This is a genomic window from Streptomyces sp. NPDC088400, assembly GCF_044753355.1.
In the GTDB taxonomy this organism is placed as follows: Bacteria; Actinomycetota; Actinomycetes; order Streptomycetales; family Streptomycetaceae; genus Streptomyces.
The window spans coordinates 418,052-438,236 of record NZ_JBIVMZ010000006.1; the positions used below are offsets into that span (position 1 = coordinate 418,052).

Below are 20,185 nucleotides of genomic sequence, written 5' to 3' on the forward strand. Positions count from 1 at the left end.
TCCGTCGCATCGGAGTCCGGTCAGATCGGAGTCCGGTCACATCGGGGTGAGTGACTGGAGGGCCTGGACCGGCCTGGGGTGCAGGAGACGCAGCCGGTGCGGACGACCGGCGTCGTCCAGGGTCATCAGCCAGGCCACCGAGGGCGGGCAGTGGTCGGGGTTGTCGGCGGGCGACAGGAGGTCCATCTCCCAGACGGCGAGGGACCGGCCGGCCACGACATGGGCCAGGCGCTGGCGTACACCGTCCTCCAGGTCGCCGTCCATGCCGCGCACGAGGACGTTCCTGTCGCCCACCGGTTCGTTCCCCCTGAGCAGAGTGATCCCGGGCGACCAGCGCTCCGTCATCAGCGCGCCGAAGCGTCCGCTCTCGGCGGCGGCCAGTGTCTCGTGTGCCTCGGTACGGCTGGCGCGGACGCGCCGCGCGGTGTCGCCGTGCGGGGCGTCCGCCGTGGCCGCGAGGGCTGTCGCGAGCTTGGCCCGTCCCTGGCTGAGCCTGCTGCGGACCGTGCCGACCGGGACCCCGCAGGCGTCGGCTATCCGCTCGTAGGAAGTGACGCCGGTGCTGAAGTGACGCAGCACCAGGGGCAGGCGCAGTGCGGGGGACAGTTCTTCCACGGCCTCCCAGATCCAGTCCCGCATCGTGTGCCGCTCCAGCCACTGTTCCGGACCGCCGCCCGTGGCGGGCAGGTGCAGATCGTCGATCGGCTGGACGGGGACGGAGGCCCGCAACAGGGAACGGCCGGCGTTGCGCACGATCATCCGCAGCCATGCGCCGACGGCCGCCGGGTCGCGTACGTCGCCCACGCGCCGGAGCGCGGTCACGGCCGCGTCCTGGAGCACGTCGTCGATGTCGGGCCCCGGCCCCAGAATGCTCAGCGCCACCGCGCGCATACCTGCCCGGTGCCGCTCCAGCAGCAGGCCCAGGGCAGCGACGTCACCCGCCTGCGCGGCACGTGTGAGCACCGCGTCCTCGATGCGCGCGACTTCGCTCGAGATACGCGCGACCTCGCCCGAGTTCTGATTCATGGGGTCCCTCTTCCGGCGTCTTCCGTCGAGCGTGACCGTACTCCGTGATCGCCATGTCTTTCCCTCGGCCGAACGACGGGTTCCCGCCTTCGCCGCAGCGCCTCTGGAGGAGAGCACCGACGACCGCCGCGGCGTCTGCGCCATCCGCCCCACCAGCACCAATCGAACGAACGTGCGAAGATTGAGTTAGAGTGCTTCTCGCGATCGAAACGACACAGAAGATACAGAAGACGCAGATGACACAGATGACGCAAAGGGGGCTCATGGGAAACAGGAGGTGTGTATGCCGTTTACACATCTCCATGCCGCCAGCGGCTATTCGCTGCGTTACGGGGCCAGCCACCCGTACGAGCTGGCGGAGCGGGCCGCGGAGCGCGGGCTCGATGCCCTGGCGCTGACCGACCGGGACTCGCTCGCGGGGGCGGTGCGCTTCGCCAAGGCGTGCGCGCGAGCCGGAGTCCGGCCGCTGTTCGGCGCCGACCTGGCGGTGCCCGGTATACCGGCGGCCGACCACGCGAGGCCCGAGCGACAGCGGACTCCGGCCAAGGGAGGCGCGTTCGTGACGGACGCGCCGTTCCGCGCGGTGTTCCTGGCCCGGACCGCGCGCGGCTGGGCCGAGCTGTGCCGCCTTGTGTCGGCGACGTCGGATCAGGGCCTCACCTGGGCGGACCTGGCCTGCGAGAACAGCGAGCTGTTCGTGCTGCTCGGGGCGGATTCCGAGGTGGGGCAGGCACTGGCGTCGGGGCGGCCGGACCGGGCCGCGGCGCTGCTCGGTCCGTGGCGCGAGCGGTTCGGCCGGTCGTTGCGCCTTGAGGTGTCCTGGCACGGGCGGACCGGCACCGGGCCTGGGTCGCTGCGGCTCGCCGCGCGGCTGGCGGGGTTCGCCGCCGGGCAGCGGGTGGAGGCCGTACTGAGCAATGCCGTGCGCTACGCCGACCCGCACCAGGGTGAGGTCGCCGACATTCTGGACTCCGCGCGTCTGCTGGTGCCGGTCGACGCCCGGGACGCGTCCCGTCTGGACAGCGGGCAACGGTGGCTGAAGGACGGCGGGGAGATGGAGCGGATCGCCGGGCGGATCGCCGAGGCGGTGGGCGGACAGGGCGCGGACGCGCGGCGGCTGCTGGCCGCGACCGAGGAGACGGCGGCGGCCTGCGAGGTCGATCCCGGCGAGGCGTTCGGCCTCGGACGGCTGAACCTTCCCGAGCCCGAACTGGTGGGTGCGCGTGCCGAGTTGACCGATCGGGTGCTGGCGGACCGGTGCGCGGCGGGGATGATGAGCCGCGGCTACCACCGGGACACCCGGCGCTGGGACCGCCTGGAGGACGAACTGGGGATCATCGCCGGGCACGGCTTCGCCGGGTATTTCCTGACGGTCGCCGAGGTGGCGGCGCAGGCACAGCACCTCGGTATCCGGGTCGCGGCCCGCGGCTCGGGCGTGGGGTCACTCGTCACGCACCTCCTGGGCATCAGTCCGGTCGACCCGGTGGCGCACGGTCTGCTGATGGAGCGGTTCCTGTCCGCGCGGCGGTCCGCACTGCCCGACATCGACCTGGACGTGGAGTCGGCGCGGCGCCTGGAGGTCTATCAGGCGGTACGTGAGCGGTTCGGCGCCGACCGGGTGGCGACGCTCGCGGTGTACAAGACCTACCGGGCGCGCGGGGCGATCGAGGACGTGGCGCGGGCCCGGGGCATGGACCCCGGTCAGGCCGCTCGGCTGGCCAAGGCGTTTCCGCACATCCGGGCCCGGGACGTACGGGCGGCGCTGGCCGAGCTGCCGGAGCTGCGCGAGGTCGCCGCCGAGGACCACGGCCGGCTCTGGGAGCTGGTGGAGGCGCTGGACGGGCTCCCGCACGAGACGGCGATGCACCCCTGCGGGCTGCTGGTCTCCAACGACGGGCTGCTGCGGCGCACCCCGGTGGCGCCGACCACCGTCGAGAACATCGCCATGTCCCAGTTCGACAAGGAGGACATCGAGGACACCGGGCACCCGAAGATCGACGTCATCGGCGTACGCATGCAGTCGGCGCTCGCCCACGCGGCCGCCGAGATCGAACGGGTCACCGGCGAACCCCTCGACCTGGACGATCCCGCGCAGGTGCCGCCGGACGACCCCGCCACGTACGACCTGATCACGTCCGGGGACACCCTGGGCACGTTCCAGCTGGAGAGTCCGGGCCAGCGCGAACTGGTCCAGAATCTGCGACCGCGCTCGTTCCTCGACCTGACTCTCGACATCAGTCTGTTCCGGCCGGGCCCGGTGGCCGCCAACATGGTGGCTCCGCTGATCGAGGCCCGCGACAACAGGACCAGGTCCCGCTACCCGCACCCGGACCTGAAGCCGATCCTGAAGGAGACCGAGGGGCAGGTGATCTTCCACGAGCAGGTCATCGCGATCATGGCGACGATGACCGGCTGCGACCGGGGCACGGCGGACGAGGCGCGCCGCGCCCTGTCCGACCCGGAGCGGCAGGGCCGGGTGCGGGCCTGGTTCGCCGACCGGGCCCGGACCCGCGGCTACCCGGTGCGGTCCGTGCGGGACGTATGGAACATCCTGGAGGGCTTCGGCAGTTTCGGCTTCGCCAAGGCGCACGCCGCGGCCTTCGCGCAGCCCGCCTACCAGTCCAGCTGGCTCAAGGCCCACCGGATGGCGGCCCTGCTCGCCGGACTGCTCACACATGATCCGGGGATGTACCACAAGCGCGTGCTGGCCGCGGACGCCCGCCGCCATGGCGTACCTCTGCTGCTGCCCGACATCAACCTCTCCCAGTCCGCACACATAATCGAACTGGTGTCTGGTAAGTGGGGTGTACGGATCGGCCTTTCGCAGGTCCGCGGCATCACCGAGGCCGAGACCGAACGCATCACCACCGGGCAGCCCTACCCCTCACTGAAGGACTTCTGGCGGCGCGCCCGGCCCAGCCGTCCGCTGGCCGAACGGCTGGCACAGGTCGGGGCGATGGACACCTTCGGGCCCCGGCGGGAGCTGTTGCTGAAGATCGCCGAGCTGCACCGCTCCGGCCGTGGCCAGGGCTCCTCCGCGGGGCAGCTCCCCATGGAGAACGGCGCCGGCACCGAACCGGACGACACCGCGCCCACGGGCTTGCCGGCCATGAGCGGCTCCGAGCAACTCGCCGCGGAGCTGGACGTACTCGGCATGGACGTGTCGTGCCACCTGCTGGAGGAGCACCGGTCCTTGCTGGCCGACATCGGCGCGACGCCCGCCGCCGGTCTGTCCCGGCTGCGGCACGGCGCCACCGTACTGGTCGCCGGCGTCAAGGTCGCCACCCAGACCCCACCCATCCGTTCGGGCAAGCGCGTCATCTTCGCCACCCTCGACGACCCCACCGGCCTGTCCGACCTGGCGTTCTTCGAAGACAGCCACGCACGCTGCGCTCATACGGTCTTCCACAGCGGCCTGCTTCTCGTCCGTGGGACGCTGACCCGCCGCCCGCCGCGCGCGTTCAGCATCACCGGCACCGCCGCCTGGGATCTGGCCGAACTCATCGAGCTGCACCGGACCGGCGGCCCCGCCGCCGTCGCGGACCGGCTCGCCCGCCCCTCGGCCGCCGCACGCCAGGCCGGTACGCCCCGGACCATCACCCAGCCGACCGGCTACGCCCTGCATCCCTGGGCCGACCTGAAGCCACCCGGAACTCCGGCCGCTCTCAACGGAAGGACCTTCCACCATGCGAGTCCCGGAAGCGCGGGGTGACCGACGATGATCCTCTATCTCCACTTCGGCCCGCAGCCCGAAGAGACGTACCGCCAACTCATCGGCATACTGGCCGAGTTCACGCCCATGGTCCAGGCGCTGCCGCCGGACGCGGCACTCGCCGACGTGTCCGGGAGCGTGCGGTACTTCGAGCGCGACGCCGCCGGCCTGGCGGCCCTGATCCGTATGCGTGCCGCCGCGGTCCTCGACGTCGACCCGACGATCGGCATCGCCCCCAACCCACTGCTCGCCCAACTGGTCGCCCATCGCGGAGCCCCCGGCACCGTCCGCGCCGTCCCCGACGATCCCGGGACCATCGCCGCGTTCCTCACCGGCCTGCCCGTCGCCGCGCTGCCAGGAGTGGGCCCGGCGACGGCTCGTGCCCTGGCCTCCTACGGACTGTCCGCCGCCGACCAGATCGCCGCCACTCCCCTGCTCACACTCCAGCGCATCCTGGGAACGGCGGCAGGACGACAGCTCCATCAGCGCGCGGCCGGCATCGACCCCACCCGTGTCACGCCCGGCGCCCCGCCACACACGTTCCACGCCGAGCACCGCTTCAGCCGCGACGAACTCGATCCCGACCGGCAGCGCGGCGCGCTGACCCATCTCGCCGAGCGTCTCGGTGCCCGGCTCCGCGGCGAGCGGCAGGTCTGCCGCTCGCTGGTCCTGACCGTCCAGTACGCCGACCACTCGACGACCACCCGCAGCCGCACCCTGCCCGAACCCACCGCGCACAGCCCTCAGCTGCGCGCGGCGGCCCACGCCTTGCACATGGCTCTGGGACTGCAGCGAGCCCGTGTCCGCTGCGTCACGTTGCGCGCGGAAGGTCTGTGCGACGCGGGTGCGGCATCCCGGCAGCTGGCCTTCGGGCCCGACGATGACAAGGCTCGTCGCATCGAAGCCGCGGCCGACCGGGCCCGGGCACGCTTCGGCCCGGGTTCGGTACGACCCGCCAGTACCGCCGGGATTCCGTGACCGAATCCGCGGCTCCCGAGAGGTGACCAGGACCGACAGCCCAAGGCGCCTGCCCGGACAATCCAGACAGGCCAGACAGAAGGGCCCGGCCCACCAGCAGTGGTGGACCGGGCCCTTCTCGGTCGATCAGCTCGTCGGCCGATCAGCTGATCAATACGTCAGCCGATCTCGGCGCCGACCGCGTCGAGCGCGGCCGGAACCGGCTGGAAGAACGTCGTGCCGCCCGAGGTGCAGTCGCCGCTGCCGCCCGAGGTCAGACCCAGCGCGGTGGTGTCCTCGAAGAGCGCGCCGCCGCTGTCGCCGGGCTCGGCGCAGACCGTGGTCTCGATGAGCCCGTTGACGACATCACCGTTGCCGTAGTTCACCGTGGCGTCGAGCCCGGTGACCTCACCGTCGTGCACCTGCGTGGTGGAACCGCTGCGGGTCACCTGCTGCCCGACGGTCGCCTCGCCGGCCTGGGTGATCTCCTGGCTGGTGCCGTCGTAGAGGTTGACCTCGCTCGGAGCCTCCGCGCTGGTGTCGGTGTACTTGACCAGACCGAAGTCGGCCTCCGGGAAGTTGGAGACCTCGGTGGTGCCGAGGTCGGCGCCGTCCGAGTCCGTCCAGGAGTCGATGGACTCGGTGCAGTGTCCGGCGGTCAGGAAGGCGGGCTCGCCGTCCTTGACCACGTTGAAGCCGAGCGAGCAGCGCGAGCTGCCGCCCATGATGGCGTCACCGCCGGAGACGAAGGGCTTGAACTCCCCCGCCGACTTCTTGAGTTCGGCCTTGGAGCCGAGCCCGTCCACCACACCGGTGAGCTTCTTCAGCGCGTCACCCTTGACCGTACGGTCGGCCGTGACGACGACCTTGTTCGTCACCGGGTCGACGGCCCAGGACGTACCCGGGATGGTCGCCTTCGTGGTGAGGGTCTGCCGCGCGCCCTTGAGCTCGGTCAGGGAGTTCTGAACCAGTCTGGCCTTGCCACCGGCCTGGCGCACGGTCTCGGCGGCCTGCTGGCTGACGACGTTCACCACGAGGGCCTTCGACTTGGCCTCGTAGTACGAACCGGCCGCGTCGCCGCCCAGGTCGCCGCCCAGGGTGGATGCGAGCTTTCCGGCCGCCGTCGCCGTCAGCGACTTCACCGCGAACTGCGGCTTCTCTTCACTGGCGTTCGCAGACTGGAAGGTGGCGCCCGCGCCGACCAGAGCGATCACCGCACCGCCCGCGATCGCCGCACGCTTCCTGGATATGTTCCGGTGCTTCAACGTCAAACCTCCTGTGGGGGCCGCGTCAGACCATGTGGGGTGGCATGACACGGAGGATGAGGCGCCCACTATCCCGAGATCGACCTCTGACGTACAAGGTCGACTTCGAGACAGGCGTATGGCCGGCCAGCGTACCCCGGGGCCTTCGGCCGTCCAAGGTCACCAGGGATAGTTCCTATTGCGAACACCCGGTGCAACTGCCAAAGCAGCAACGGGTAAGGACTAGTCCTGTCTTGAAATCGCCCTTCCGGGAACGGAAACGGCGATCCAGCCGTCCAACTCGACCGCGCACGCCCGCCCCGTGCGCCGGCACGATCCGTGGATTGCGGAGTGACCTTATGCAATCGGGTCCGATCCGGGACAATCATCATGAACCGGGCTGTTTTACCGGCGAATCAAGCCTGACGCGGGCCCTGGCGGGTAATCAGCACCGTGACGGGGAATGCAGGGACACGATGCCTGCATAGGGCACATAAGGCATGCGTGCTTGCGGGCGCGCGTGCCCGCAAGCACGCGACGACGTATGACCGGGCACGCAGACAGACGCGGACAGGCGCACGGGGATACAGGCACACGGGCACACAGCAGACCGGCCACAAGCAGGCCGGCCGCACAAACAGGCAGACATGTGGATACGTACGACGAAGGGGGCGGGGGTGCGACGTCGGGTGCGCGCGGCGGACGGGCGGCATCTGATGGTGGAGCGTCTGGGGGATCCACGTGGCAGACCGGTCTTTCTGCTGCACGGCACGCCGGGCAGCAGGCTGGGGCCCGCACCACGCGGCATGGTGCTGTACCAGCGAGGGATGCAGCTGATCGCCTACGACCGCCCTGGATACGGCGGTTCGGACCGGCTCGAAGGACGCAGCGTGGCCGACGTCGTCCAGGACGTGACGACGATCGCCGACGCCCTCGGCCTGGAGCGGTTCGCCGTCGCGGGCCGCTCGGGCGGCGCCCCGCACGCGCTGGCCTGCGCCGCGCTGATGCCCGAACGGGTGTCCCGCACCGCCGCGCTGGTCACGCTCGCGCCACGGGACGCGGCCGGGCTCGACTGGTTCGAGGGCATGGCAGCCTCCAACGTCCTGGAGTACACCAGCGCGTCCAAGGACCCGGACGGCATGGCCGCCCGGCTCATCCCGCGCGCCGACGCGATCAGAAAGGACCCGGTACGCCTCCTGGACGATCTGCGCAGGGAGCTGACCGACTCCGACCGCATGGTGGTCTCCGACGTCGGGGTCAGAACGATGCTGCTGCGCAACTACCAGGAGGCGCTGCGGGCTTCGGCGTACGGCTGGATCGACGACGCCCTCGCCTTCTGCAGCCCCTGGGGGTTCGACCCGGCCGACATCAAGGGCCCCGTGATGCTCTGGCACGGCGAGAAGGACGTCTTCTCACCGGTCGGCCACTCCCGCTGGCTCGCGGAGCGCATCCCGGGCGCGACGGCCGTACTGGAACCGGCCGCCGCGCACTTCGACGCCCTGCACGCCCTTCCCCGGATCCTCACCTGGCTGATCGACGAATAGTGCGATTCCTCGCTCACCGGGCCCGTCCGGCGAGCGAGGAGTCAGCGCGGGTCACTGAGCACACGTCACACCGACAGCGGCTCCAGGTCCCGGTACACCCGCCGGTCGTCCCGGGCGAACCGCGTCAGCGCGTGGTCCTCCCCCAGCAGCCGGACCAGCTCCTCCACCGTCTCCGCGCGCAGCAGCGCCGCCTCGTCCTTGCGGCCCAACGCCCCCAGCGTGACGCACATGTTGGAGGCGATGGCGAGCGTCTCCGGATGGTGCGCGCCCAGCGCCACCCGCAGCCCGGCGACCGCGCCGCGCTCGGTGACCAGCGCCTCGTCCAGCTCGCCCAGGTCCGCCTTGGCGTTGGCGAGGCTGACCGTGCAGAACAGCGTGTGCGGATGGTCGTCCCCCAGTACCTCCCGCATCGTGCGCAAGGTGCCCTGGAGCAGCTGCTCCGCCAGCTCGGGGGCGCCACAACCCCAGTGGTAGATACCGAGGTTGTTGATCGCGGCGAGGGTGTACGGATGCCTCTCGCCCGGCACCCGCATGTACTGGTCGACCACCTCCTGCGCCAGGTCCCGCGCCGCCACCGGCTCCCCCGCGGCGAAGTGGTCCGCCGCCAGGTTCAGGTCGCAGGCGAGTGAGTCCGGGTTGGAGTCGGTGCCGTACTTGGCGCGGTACCGGTTCCTGGTGGCCGTGGTCAGCCGCCGCGCGTCCTCCAGCCGGCCCGCCCTGCGCAGCGACACCGCCAGGCTCTTGGCCGCCGCCAGGGTGCCGGGGAAGGCCCGGCCCATCTGTTCCTTGTACGCGTCGTACGTCCGGCTGAGCAGCGCGACCGAGTCCTCGTAGCGGCCGATCTCCCGCAGGTCGCGCGCCAGGCTGGTGGCGGAGGACAGGGTGTACGGGTGCTCGGGGCCGAGCACCTCGGTCCGCCGGTCGAAGACCTCCTGGTCCATCTCGCGCGCCTGCGCGTAGCGGCCGACCATCCGCAGGTTCAGCGCCCGGTTGTTGGCCGCCGCGAGCGTCCTCGGATGGGAGTCGTGGAAGATCCCGCTGAATCCTTCGTGTGCCTCCCGCGCCAGGTCCAGCGCCTTGGCATACTCGCCGAGGGTGCCCAGGTCCATGGCGAGTCCGCTGGTGGTCATGTACGTGTGCGGATGGGTCGGGCCCAGGACCGTACGCTGCCGCGCCAGGGTCTCCTCGTCCAGCTCGCGCGCCTCCACGTAACGGCCCTGCGAGCGGAAGATGTTGGAGAGGTGGAAGCGCAGATACAGATACTGCGGGTCGTCGTTGCCGAGCTTCTCGCGCCAGCTGTCGCGCAGTTCGCCCACGACTTCGGAGGCGGCGAGCAGGTCGCCGCGCTTCCACAGGTAGCGCACCCGGTCGATCATCAGCCGCCGGGTCTCCGGCCGCCGGCAGAGGCTGGCCTCCGAGGTGGTGAGGTGCGGCCAGATCGTGTTGAACCGCTCCCAGGTGCCGGGGTTGTCGATCGGCTCGTCGCCGTCGGGCCGGGCGCCCGCGAGGATCCGGTGGACGGCGTGCCGGGCGTCCTGCTGCTCCTCCTCGGTGAGCTGGGCCCTGATGATCGCCTGGACCAGCCGGTGCACCTGGATGCTGTTGCCGACCTGGTCCACCTTGGCCAGCGCGAACCGGCCGATCTCCCTGATCACCCGGCCCAGGACCAGCGTCTCCTGGAGCGAGACGTCGTAGGGCTTGAGCGCCTCGATCATCTCCTTGCTGTAGAGGAGGTTCGCGGAGATCGGCTCGGGGGCGAAGAAGGCGCAGAGCTGGAGGAGCCGCACGGCCGCGGGTGAGCGTTCCTTCAGCCGCTCGATGGAGATGTTCCAGGTCGCGGCGACCGGTTCCGGGTAGCCCGCGGGCTGGTTGAGCGCCAGCACGCTGGGGGCCTGCTGCGCGAGCTGGTCCAGGTATTCGGTGACGGGAGTGGCGGTCTCCGCGATCCAGGCGGCGGCCTGTTCGACGGCGAGCGGCAGGTCACCGACCGAGGTGGCGACCTTGTCGGCGTCCGCGGCGGTCAGTCCGGGCGCGCGCCGCTGGAGGTGTTCGACGGACTCCTCGCGCAGGAAGACGTCGACGGGCAGCGCGTCGCCGTACTGCGACCAGCTCTGGTTGCGGGAGGTGACCAGGACGTGCCCGGGTCCGCCCGGCGGGAAGAACCGCTGGATCTGCTCGGGGTCGTCGGCGTTGTCGAAGACCAGCAGCCAGCGCGAGGACGGCACTCCGCGCCGCAGCAGGTCGACGGCCTCCTGCGAGGCGGCCGACATGTCGTCGCCGCCCTGGGCTCCGAGCCGTACGGCCAGCTCGGCGAGTCCGGCCACCACGTCGGCGGTCTGCTCGGAGGAGATCCACCACACCAGGTCGTAGTCGGCCATGAAGCGGTGCACGTACTCCAGCGCCACCTGGGTCTTGCCGATCCCGCCGAGCCCGTACAGGGTCTGCGGCTGCGGCAGCACGACGGCCATCCCGCCACCGAGCTGGTCGCGCATCCGCTCCAGTACGAGGGAACGCCCGGTGAAGCCGGGGTTACGGGCCGGCGCGTTCCAGATCTTCGGTACGGTGCCGGGGAAGCGCGGCCCCGGCGAGACACCGTCGGTGAGCTGTACGGGCCGCTCCAGCGCGCGCAGCAGCGCGGTGGTGGCGTGCACCTCGTCCAGCCGGAAGAGGTCCACCGGGTTGCGGTCGATGTACGGGGTGGTGAGCCGGACGTCGCCGACCCGCAGCGGCACCAGCTGGCGCCGGGCCCCGCCCGGGTCGTCGGACGTGGCGCGGGCCCATACCTCCACGGCCCGCGCGGACTTGAGGTAGGCGCTGGAGAGCAGCACCACCGTACGGGTGGCGTTCTCACCGGTCAGGGAGGTACCCGAGCCGAAGGTGCCGCCGCCGGGATCGGAGGAGACGTCGCGCGGCACGACCCGGAAGCCGGCCCGGGTGAGCACGGATTCGATCCAGTCGGCCCACATCCGGTTCTCGGCCACATAGCTGAGGAAGAGGTCGGCGGGCATCGCGGGACGGCGTCGGGTGAAGGCGTCCCTGATGCGCAGCCGGGACTCCTCGCTGACGGCGGGCATCGCGGTGATGGCGCCCTCGGTGACATAGGTGGTCAGCCGCTCGAAGGCGGAGAGCAGGGAGTTGCTCAGGCCGGCCTCGTCGCCGAAGGTCGCGAGGGTCTCCTCGTACGCGTAGTACGGGCGGTAGGGAATCTCCACCGCGCCCCAGTACGCGGTGAGTTCCTCACCCGTGAGCCCGCCGGGAAAGCGGTCGAACTTCAGCCGGGCCAGCGCGCGTCCGGCGTCGGCCTTCTCCTTCTCCCCCTCGTCGATGCGCATCGGTACGGGGAAGATCCGGATGCCCCGGCCGCCGTACCGCTCGTCGATCTGGCGGGCCACCGCGGCGGCGCCGTCGATGGACTGGTCGCTGAGGGTGAAGCAGTCGACCAGAACGTCGGGCAGATGGACCGTGCAGATGTCGGCGATGTCGCTCAGGCCGGTCCTGCTGTCGATGAGGACGTAGTCGTAGTGGGCCTTCATGTCGTCGCGCAGCGCGTCGAAGAAGTGACCGCCGCCGAGCCGGTCGTAGAAGTTGTCCCAGTCGAAGGTGGAGACGGTCGCGGAGTACTCGCGGTTCTGCTTGCCGGCCGAGACGAAGTCGAGTGTGCCGCCGGCCGGGAATTCCCAGCCCAGGGCCTCCGGGGTGAGCGAGACGGCGTGCGGCTGGATACGCGCGTAGTCGCGGTGCCAGTCGTCGGGGCGCTCCACCGGGCTGGTCGCGGCCCAGGCGTACTCGGTGATCAGATCGATGACACCGGTGGTGGCGCCGAGGGTGGAGGGGTCGAGAAAGGGATGGAAGAACCGGTGCAGGCCCGGTGCTTCGAGGTCCCAGTCGACCGCCAGGACGCGTCGTCCGTTGGCGGCGAGGATCCAGGCCGTGTTGGCCAGGGCCATCGTGCGGCCCGTACCCCCCTTGTACGAGTAGAAGGTGACGATGCGTCCGTCACGACGTTCTGTCATCCGTGTCCTCCGCATCGGGCGCCAGGTCGTGCGTCTCGGGAATGTAGTGCGTCGTGGCGTACTCGGCGGCCATCGGCCCGCGCAGCCGCGGCCGTTCGGTGTGGCTGCCGCCGGCCGGCGGATAGACCGCCGCGTGTCTCAGATACTGCTGGGCCGCCGCCTCGACGACCTGCGGCAGTATCTGGCCGAACGCCTCCATGCTGGGCACGCCTTTGGCGGCGGCCCGGCAGGCGGCACGGCCCTGGCCCATCTTCTTGGGCATCGTGCGCTCCAGCTGGTCGCTCAACTCGGCCTCGGCGGCCCGGCTCTGCTGGTCCTCGCGGTTCCACGGCACGACGACGCTCACCCAGGGCCGGTGTTCGGCGTCGAACGCGGCGAGCCGCTCGCGCTGTTCCTCGTCGTGCAGGGCCCACCGGTCGACCAGCAGGATCTCCGGCCGGGTGGGTGCCTGCTTGCCGTCGCTCGGTACGGGCACCTCGTCGAACGAGATGATGTCGGCCTGGTAGTTGAGGGAGCGCACCAGATCCCTCGCGACATACGCCAACGGCCTCACCGAGTCCGGGTGGTACGGGTTCCAGTCCTGGGCCATGCTGCCGTAGTAGTGGCCGGCCCGGCCTTCCGGCAGATCGTGGCGGGTCGGCGCGGCCACGGTGACCTGCATGGGGCGCGGTCCACCGCTCGTGCCGAAGGCGCTGGGCGCCTGGCGGTAGTCGACCGGGCGCCCCGGGCCTATCGCGGAGGTGTCGGCGACGCTGACGATGCGTTTGGCGAGTTCGTAGACCGCCCGTTCGTACTCCTCGGCGAATATCCGGAGTTTGATCAGACCGTAGAGCCCGTCGGTGACATAACGGTCGCCGAAGTCCCGGTGATTGAACTGCAACCGCTCGGCGGGGCCCGGCAGTTGCTGGGGCGGTACGGGCACCCAGAGGGCCGGCACGATCGCCTCGGCCGTGCGGTTGCTCTTGGCCTGTTCGTAGATGACCCGCTGGGCGAAGGCGTACCACTCCTTGCCGCACATCTCGCTGGCGAAATAGCGCGGCGAGAACAGCGGCACGAACACCCGGCAGGTGGCCAGTACTTCGGCGAGCCGCTCCGACCAGCCCTCGCCGGAACGCATCTCACGGTCTATGAACCCGGCCTGGGCCCCGGCCGGCAGATCCGTCATGGCCATCACGTGGTCGCACAGATCCCTGAAAAGCCGCTCGACCCACATGTCCGGATCGGGTCCCCCGACACCGTCCCTCGGCGTGTGCGCGTAGCTCAGAAAAAAATACGGTCGATGGTCAGCGGCTCGTTGCTGCGATGACGCGTGCACACGACCCCCGTCCTGTGTTGAGCACCCATTTCCACGCACGACTCCACGCACACGCGGACGTGAGCGAATTCATCATTCCGGAACCGCGCTCGCTTACTCCCCATACGGTTCGGTCAATCAACGCCGCTTTTCGGCCATCCACGTCGCCGCGTGGTCGACAGCGTCCTGGACCGAGAACGATCTCGCGGTTGTCCCTCTCAGTTGTCCCTTCTGTTCCAGACCCCAGGGGAATGAGGCCCCGATCGCCTCGAAATCGCTGTCGTCGAGGCTGACATCCTCATATTCCACCCACCGCGGGCTGTTGTCCGGCGCTTTCACCACACAGCGATAGGAGCGCCGAGGAGAGTCGTACTTGTATTCGGCGAGATGGAACGCGGTGCAGGCGGCGAATCCGACATTGACCATCAGCACCCGCGCGCCGGACCTCGCCATCGCGCCGAGCGGTGATTCCTCGCCGAGGTGGCAGTCGATCGGATGGTCCGCGAGCAGTTCGGCCGCCCGCCGTCCGACCGCCGCGAAGGAGGACTGCGGGTGCGCGCTGCGGACGGCTCCGGGGGTGGTGCGTACGGACTCGGCCAGCCGGCCCATCGCCCGGCTCGGTGTGGTCAGCGGGTCGAAGGCCGGCATCCGCGCGCGGAAGTCCGCCGCCTGCCGGCGGGTCATTCCCTTGACGCGGGCCACATGGGCGGCCGACGTGTCGGAGTTCTCCGTGGTGAAGGCCGGGACGACCAGGGTGCCCTCGTCGCCCAGCGCCGTCAGCAGGGCCGTACGCAACGTGTCGGGGGACAGTCCCGTGCCGCTCAGGGACGCGTGGACGAGCAGGGTCGCCCCCTCGGTGACACCCAGCATCGCCAGATCACCGAGGAGATCGCCGACCGGATCAGCGACCGGATCAGTGACCGGATCGCCTTCGTGGACCGGGGCCGGGTCCCGTTCGAGCGTGTCCACCCACGTCCCGTCGCACATGTCCGGCCTCTTCCCGTAGAGCTGTCAGCAGGCTCTTCCCGCCGACGGTGAGTTCGGGCGCGCCCTCCAGTGTGTCCAGGGCCCGGCTCGCCTCGTCCGCGTACCTGGGGTCGTACGCGGCGAGCCCCACCCGTTCGTACGCCCCCGCCAGCAGCTCCGACAGCGGGACCGGCGCCTCCTGCCAGGGGGCGGGGCGGCTCCATTCGCCGTCGTGCGCGTAGAGATCGGTGACTTCGGTCAGCGCTCGCAGGGTGGCCCGGCGGAAGCCGCGCAGCAGTCCGCGGGCCAGCTCGTCGGCGCTGCCCCGGAGGGGGATGCCGAGTGCGCCGTAGCCGTGCCGGCCCGGCGGGGACCCGGCGGTCAGGGGGGTCAGGGTGGACAGTGAGCCGGCCGCGGCGGCGGCCTGTTCGGGCGCGGCGGCTCTGAGCAGCCCCCAGGCCGCCGCCAGCCGGCCGCTCCAGTCGGCGGCCTCGGCCGTTCCGAGCCCGGGATGGGCGGGGGCGCCGAAACAGTCGCGGTACGGGTCGAGATCGTCCAGGACGAGATCGGGCGCCCCGTCCCGGCCGAGTCTGCGTACGGGGCGCCAGTACGGGGTGGCGTCGGCGGGGCGTGTGACGAGCCGTTCCGCAGTGGCGGTGCGCACCACGAAGCCCTTCTCGGCGAGGCGTACTTCGGCCTCTCCGCTCTCGCCCGGACCGTGCAGCCGCAGCGTGCCGAGAGTGGGGAGGTGGAGCCTGCCGTCCAGGTAGCCGACCCGTACGGGCCGGTCCAGGCCGCCCCGGAGCAGTGCGGCGGCGACGTACGACGGAAACCTGAGGGCGGCGGTGAGCGCGCCGGGCCGGTCCTCGCGCAGGGCGGCGACCGAATCGACCAGCCAGGTACGGGTGTAGGGATGGGCGAGGACGTGGTCGAGCCCGTCGGAGACCTGCTCGGCCAGGCCCGCCAGCTCCCAGGCGGCCTGCCAGGTCTCGCCGCCCCGGCCGGCGAGCTCGGAGTGCAGTTCGGCGAGGAGGGAGCGGGTCAGCTCCTGCTGGGCGACGAGCAGTTCACCGGTGTCGGCGACGGCGGGTGAGACAGAGACTGCGGCCGTACGGGACTCGATACCGCGGATCAGCGCCGCCAGGTCGGCGCAGTAGACGGAGGTGTTGTCGAAACCGCCCGTTCCCGCACTCGCCCCGGTGATTCCCGCGCTCGCCCCGCCCGTCTCCGTACTCGTCCCGGTGGTTCCCGCGCTCGCCCCGCCCGTCTCCGCGTCCGGTTCGGAGCGGTAGCGGTGGGTGTAGAGGCCGCCGCCACAGGACCGTACGACCGGGCACTGCCGGCAGGTCTCGCTCACCCCCGCGAGCCCCAGCTGCCGTGTCCGCACGCCGGGATGGGCGGCCACCGCGTCGAAGGGGTGGGCGAAGACGTCGAATCCGGTGGCGGCGGCGCCCTCGTAGGCGCTCTTGAGGGAGTCGACCTGCTCCAGGGTCCCGTCGGTCTCGACCACGACCAGATCGGTGGGCGCCAGCCCCAGCGACTCGGTGAGGCTGGGGCCGCCGTTCAGGGTGGAGAACACCGACTCGAAGAGCCGTACCGGCATCCGGCGGCCCCGCTCGTCCCAGCGGTCGAAGACGGCGAGCAGCCAGTCGGCGTACGCGGTGGCGGAACCGTCCGGGCGCGGCGGTGGCTCGTCCCAGGTCGCGTGCGGCAGCAGGAAGTCGATGCGCGGCGGGTCGAGCGCGTCCAGCGCGTCGTACACGGCGATCGGGTCGTTGGCCACGTCGACGGTGCAGAGCAGTCCGAGATCGAGGTGGCGGTAGCGGTCCTGCCGGAGCAGTTCGACGGCCTTGAGGACCAGCGGGTGGCTGCTGCGGCCGTCCGCGAAGCGGCGGTGCCGGTCGTTGGCCGTCTTGTCGCCGTCGAGGGAGATACCCACCTTGACGCCGAACTCGTCGAACAGGTCGAGGTAGCGGGGGGAGAGCTGGAGCCCGTTGGTGTGGATCCGGAGGTCGAGATCGGCCACTCCGTCGAGGGCCCGGGTGAGTTCCTCGCAGACGCGCCTCAGTCGTGCGGGTCCCGCCAGCAGTGGCTCCCCTCCGTGCAGGATCACTGACACGGAGGGCAGGGCATGGGTCTTGGCATGCTCGGCCAGTCGCAGAGCTGTCCAGGAGATCGCTTCGTCAGAGATTGTTTTGGGGCGGGTGCGCCAGCTCTGATCAGCGTGTTCGTAGATATAGCAGTGGTCGCACGCAAGATCACACCTGCTGTGGACCTTCAGAACGATCTCGCGGAATGGGACCAGGGGTCCTGTCATTACGCCAGTCTAGAGGGCCGAGTTGAAGCTCGAAACGCGTGCGACACGGGTGCCCGGCATGGGGACCACACGGCCGAGCTTCTTGGCGACACCGGCGTCGCGTACATCGATCTCTGCGAGGGGGATCCGGTTCTTCTTCGCAGCGGCGAAGGTGACAGAACTCTGATAGGTCACGACGGCCGTCCTTGATCATGTTGTGCAGGGGGAAGACACGGCACCGTTGCAGTGTCAGCGGCTCGACTTTACCCTCATGAACTCTCGCGGCAACTCGGCGCGGGCAGCCGAGACGAAAGCGTTGCGAGGAATTCACGAGGCGATACGGAACACACTGTTCCGCCGGTTGAGTGACAACAAAAACAGCAGACGGGGCGCGCATGGCCGACTTCAACGGACCACTGCACAGCATGGTCTTCCGCAACGCTGACCTGCCGGTTCTGTTCCATCACGCGGACGGGATCGCCATCGAACGGCAGCGGGAGGCCGTCAACACCACCCGCCTCCAGCTGGTGCTGCTGGTCCTGGGCGCCGGGCTGGCGTCGCTGCCCTGGCAGTGGAAACCGGTGGGTTCGTTCCAACTCGTGGGCGCTCTCAGCGCGTTGGCGTACGGGGGTGTGCTCTTGGTCACCTACCGCTCCGCGGGCCAGAAGGCGAAGTCGCACTGGCAGCTCAACCGTTCGGCAGCGGAGTTCATCAAATCGATGTCCTGGCGCTACGCCGTCCACGGTGCGCCCTTCGACTCCGGGGCCGCCGACCCGTCGGGGTTGTTCACCGCCCGGATGGAGGCAGGACTGGCGGAGTTGAAGAAGGTCGGCTGGGAGGACCCGCGGGACGGCGGAGACAGTGGCGACAGCTGGGGCGGTGGCGACGGAGCACTGGTGACGGCCCCCATGCGGATGCTGCGCGAGAAGCCGTTCACCATCCGCAAGGAGACCTACGTCAGGGACCGGCTGATCGAGCAGCGGAACTGGTACCACCGCAGAACGGTGGTCTCGCGCCGCGCGACCACCTTCTGGTCGGTCACCATCGCCCTGCTGACCCTGCTGGCCCTCCTCCTCGCCGTGCTGCGGAGCTTCTCGGTCACCGAATCCTCTTCCGTACCGGGGCTGTTGTCGGCGGCCGCCGCGGCCTGTCTGGCGTGGAGCGAGATACGGCGCCATCAACCCCTCATATCCGCCCACTCGTTGGTGGAGGAGGACCTGGCGACCCTGCATACGGCGATGGAGACGATGGTCACGGAGGAGCAGTGGGCGAACGCGGTGTACGAGACCGAGCGCATCGTCTCGCCGCAGCACACCGACTGGCTGGTGCGGCACCGCAGTTGATGTCCCGGTCTGGAGGAGCCTCAATTCTCAGGCGCGCTCGACGCCTTCGCACCAGATCACCGTGACCGGCTTCCCGCGCTCCCGGGCGTAGCGCACGATGTCGCCCGTGCCGCCGAGCCCGCGGGCCGGGAGGCCGTCCCAGACCGCCAGCAGACGGTCGCAGTGGTCGGCGATATAGGTACCCGCCGCGTAGTAGGCCTCGTCGGTGGAGTGCGGGAAGGCCATCCGGACCTCGCTCGTGGCCCGGTCCTTGAGCCGTCGGTAGTCGGCGAGTTCCTCCGGGCCGTCGAAGGTGTCCTCGTAGTCACCGCTGGGGATGACGACGGTCAGGTCCGCGTCGTGGTCCAGGGCGAGCGTCGCGAAGAGCTGGTCCGCGCCCACGGCCAGGCTGGAGAGCGCCTCCATCGAACCCGTATGGGTGCGGAGCGCGGCCTGGACGGCGGCTCTGATGTGCGCGTAGGCCTCGGCCGGGATGTTCCTGTGGCCGGTCACTCCGATGCGTTTCACTGCTCCGCAGCCCCCCGCTCCCTCTGTGGCCCGCCGCCCGGCATTCTCTCAGAAACCGGCGGGAGCGAGCCCCTGTCCGGGAATTCGGACAGGGGCTCGCCCACTGCCGGCCACGGGTCCGCGGTACCCGTGCCGCGCCGTTCTCAGTACCGCTTTCAGTGCCGTTCTCAGTACCGCTTTCCGTGCTGTTGGTGCTGTTGGTGCCCGTGCGTGCCCCGGTCAGAGGATGGTGACTCCGTAGGCGCTCAGGGCCTCGGTCACCGGCTGGAAGTACGTCGTACCACCGGAGGTGCAGTTGCCGCTGCCCCCGGAGGTCAGCCCGATGGCGGCGTTGCCGGAGTAGAGCGGGCCGCCGCTGTCACCGGGTTCGGCGCAGACCGTGGTGCGGATCAGGCCGGAGACGACGTCGCCGCCGCCGTAGTTGACCGTGGCGTTGAGGCCGGTCACGGAACCGCTGTGGATGCCCGTGGTCGAGCCGCGACGGGTGACGGACATGCCGACGGTGGCGTTGGCCGCGCGCGTGATGTCGACACTGCCGACCGTGCCCGGGTGGGCGATCGAGGTGTTCGAGTACCGCACGATGCCGTAGTCGTTGCCCGGGAAGCTCGTTCCGGTCGTCGGGCCGATGCTCGTCCCGCCCGAGGAGGTGTACCAGGCCGGGCTGCCCTCGGTGCAGTGTCCCGCCGTCAGGAAGTAGTACGTACTGCCGCTGACGACGTTGAATCCCGCCGAGCAGCGCCAGCTGTTCGTGTAGACGGCGTCGCCACCGGAGATGAGCTTGGAGAGGGTGCCGGGGGTGCGCTCGATGTTCAGGGCGCCCGCGTTGGCCCCGGCGGACTGCTTGATCTTGGCGATCTCGGCCTGGGAGACGGTGCTGTCGACCGTGACGACAAGGTCATTGCTGGCTTTGTCGACATACCAGGCGGTGCCCGCCACATCGGCGTCGAGAACGGCGTCACTCGCCGCGGCGAGCTGGTTGGCGCTGAACGTACCGGCGGAGTCGGCGTTCGCGGCGGGTACCACGAACGCCGCGGCGGCGACGAGTCCCGTGGTCACCGCGAGCAGACGGGTGCGTCTGGCAATGCCACTGCGTGGGGTGGTGCGCTTGATCCTCACTTGTCGTTCCTCCCGAGGGGAATCGGGGGCCCTGTGGTGGGGTTCCGGGCCCGTGAGGCGCAGCCGGGGCGTGACCTGTCCGGGTTTCGGACGGGCCCAACAGCCTCGACCGGCGCTGCTCGGGAGTATTGGCGGCCTCAACTCGCCGCGCAAGAGGGCCTTTTGGC

Annotated in this window: 13 protein-coding genes; 4 read left to right on the top strand and 9 right to left on the bottom strand. The window is 70.4% G+C overall.

Going from position 1 to position 20,185, the window contains the following annotated elements:
* Nucleotides 1–36 precede the first annotated feature (36 nt).
* On the bottom strand, nt 37–1,026 hold the full coding sequence (locus ACIQD6_RS18355; protein ID WP_401883698.1) for an RNA polymerase sigma factor: 990 nt from the start codon (nt 1,024–1,026) through the stop codon (nt 37–39).
* 283 nt (nt 1,027–1,309) lie between these two features.
* Here ACIQD6_RS18355 and ACIQD6_RS18360 point away from each other — a divergent pair, with 283 nt between their 5' ends.
* Together ACIQD6_RS18360 and ACIQD6_RS18365 are read left to right on the top strand one after the other, a co-directional pair.
* The gene (locus ACIQD6_RS18360) at nt 1,310–4,738 is read left to right on the top strand and encodes a DNA polymerase III subunit alpha (protein ID WP_401883700.1); all 3,429 of its coding nucleotides are present in this window, start codon (nt 1,310–1,312) and stop codon (nt 4,736–4,738) included.
* A gap of 6 nt (nt 4,739–4,744) precedes the next feature.
* Complete coding sequence (locus ACIQD6_RS18365) at nt 4,745–5,716, top strand: DNA polymerase thumb domain-containing protein (protein ID WP_401883702.1); 972 nt, start codon at nt 4,745–4,747, stop codon at nt 5,714–5,716.
* 158 nt (nt 5,717–5,874) lie between these two features.
* Here the strand turns inward: ACIQD6_RS18365 and ACIQD6_RS18370 are convergent, their stop codons facing one another.
* On the bottom strand, nt 5,875–6,960 hold the full coding sequence (locus ACIQD6_RS18370) for a S1 family peptidase (protein WP_401883704.1): 1,086 nt from the start codon (nt 6,958–6,960) through the stop codon (nt 5,875–5,877).
* A 656-nt stretch (nt 6,961–7,616) separates the two neighbouring features.
* Between ACIQD6_RS18370 and ACIQD6_RS18375 the strand changes: the two genes are divergently transcribed.
* The gene (locus tag ACIQD6_RS18375) at nt 7,617–8,483 is read left to right on the top strand and encodes an alpha/beta fold hydrolase (RefSeq protein WP_401883706.1); all 867 of its coding nucleotides are present in this window, start codon (nt 7,617–7,619) and stop codon (nt 8,481–8,483) included.
* 65 nt (nt 8,484–8,548) lie between these two features.
* Here the strand turns inward: ACIQD6_RS18375 and fxsT are convergent, their stop codons facing one another.
* From fxsT to ACIQD6_RS18400, 5 genes are all read right to left on the bottom strand, one after another.
* Entirely contained in the window at nt 8,549–12,496 is a 3,948-nt protein-coding gene (gene fxsT, locus ACIQD6_RS18380; RefSeq protein WP_401883708.1) for an FxSxx-COOH system tetratricopeptide repeat protein, read from the bottom strand.
* The gene (locus ACIQD6_RS18385; RefSeq protein ID WP_401883710.1) at nt 12,480–13,811 is read right to left on the bottom strand and encodes a TIR-like protein FxsC; all 1,332 of its coding nucleotides are present in this window, start codon (nt 13,809–13,811) and stop codon (nt 12,480–12,482) included. The genes fxsT and ACIQD6_RS18385 overlap by 17 nt, the downstream gene beginning before the upstream one ends.
* 117 nt (nt 13,812–13,928) lie before the next feature.
* Nucleotides 13,929–14,660: an aminoglycoside N(3)-acetyltransferase gene (locus tag ACIQD6_RS18390; protein ID WP_401883817.1), complete on the bottom strand. Its 732-nt coding sequence runs from the start codon at nt 14,658–14,660 to the stop codon at nt 13,929–13,931.
* A gap of 43 nt (nt 14,661–14,703) precedes the next feature.
* Nucleotides 14,704–17,073, bottom strand: a complete 2,370-nt coding sequence (fxsBH, locus tag ACIQD6_RS18395; RefSeq protein WP_401883712.1) for a radical SAM/SPASM protein FxsBH, inactivated beta-hydroxylase extension form — start codon at nt 17,071–17,073, stop codon at nt 14,704–14,706.
* Nucleotides 17,074–17,082: 9 nt separating this feature from the next.
* Entirely contained in the window at nt 17,083–17,247 is a 165-nt protein-coding gene (locus ACIQD6_RS18400; RefSeq protein ID WP_401883714.1) for an FXSXX-COOH protein, read from the bottom strand.
* A 230-nt stretch (nt 17,248–17,477) separates the two neighbouring features.
* Between ACIQD6_RS18400 and ACIQD6_RS18405 the strand changes: the two genes are divergently transcribed.
* Nucleotides 17,478–18,395, top strand: a complete 918-nt coding sequence (locus ACIQD6_RS18405; protein WP_401883819.1) for a DUF4231 domain-containing protein — start codon at nt 17,478–17,480, stop codon at nt 18,393–18,395.
* A gap of 27 nt (nt 18,396–18,422) precedes the next feature.
* Here ACIQD6_RS18405 and ACIQD6_RS18410 read toward each other — a convergent pair whose 3' ends face one another.
* Nucleotides 18,423–18,902, bottom strand: a complete 480-nt coding sequence (locus ACIQD6_RS18410) for a hypothetical protein (protein WP_401883716.1) — start codon at nt 18,900–18,902, stop codon at nt 18,423–18,425.
* A 219-nt stretch (nt 18,903–19,121) separates the two neighbouring features.
* Nucleotides 19,122–20,018: a S1 family peptidase gene (locus ACIQD6_RS18415; protein ID WP_401883718.1), complete on the bottom strand. Its 897-nt coding sequence runs from the start codon at nt 20,016–20,018 to the stop codon at nt 19,122–19,124.
* Between the last annotated feature and the right edge of the window lie 167 nt (nt 20,019–20,185).

Bases quoted from the DNA above. Each gene is read 5' to 3' on its own strand.
- ACIQD6_RS18355 (WP_401883698.1), bottom strand. From the start codon at position 1,026: ATGAATCAGAACTCGGGCGAGGTCGCGCGTATCTCGAGCGAAGTCGCG.
- ACIQD6_RS18360 (WP_401883700.1), top strand. From the start codon at position 1,310: ATGCCGTTTACACATCTCCATGCCGCCAGCGGCTATTCGCTGCGTTAC.
- ACIQD6_RS18365 (WP_401883702.1), top strand. From the start codon at position 4,745: ATGATCCTCTATCTCCACTTCGGCCCGCAGCCCGAAGAGACGTACCGC.
- fxsT (WP_401883708.1), bottom strand. From the start codon at position 12,496: ATGACAGAACGTCGTGACGGACGCATCGTCACCTTCTACTCGTACAAG.
- ACIQD6_RS18390 (WP_401883817.1), bottom strand. From the start codon at position 14,660: ATGCTGGGTGTCACCGAGGGGGCGACCCTGCTCGTCCACGCGTCCCTG.
- fxsBH (WP_401883712.1), bottom strand. From the start codon at position 17,073: ATGACAGGACCCCTGGTCCCATTCCGCGAGATCGTTCTGAAGGTCCAC.
- ACIQD6_RS18405 (WP_401883819.1), top strand. From the start codon at position 17,478: ATGGTCTTCCGCAACGCTGACCTGCCGGTTCTGTTCCATCACGCGGAC.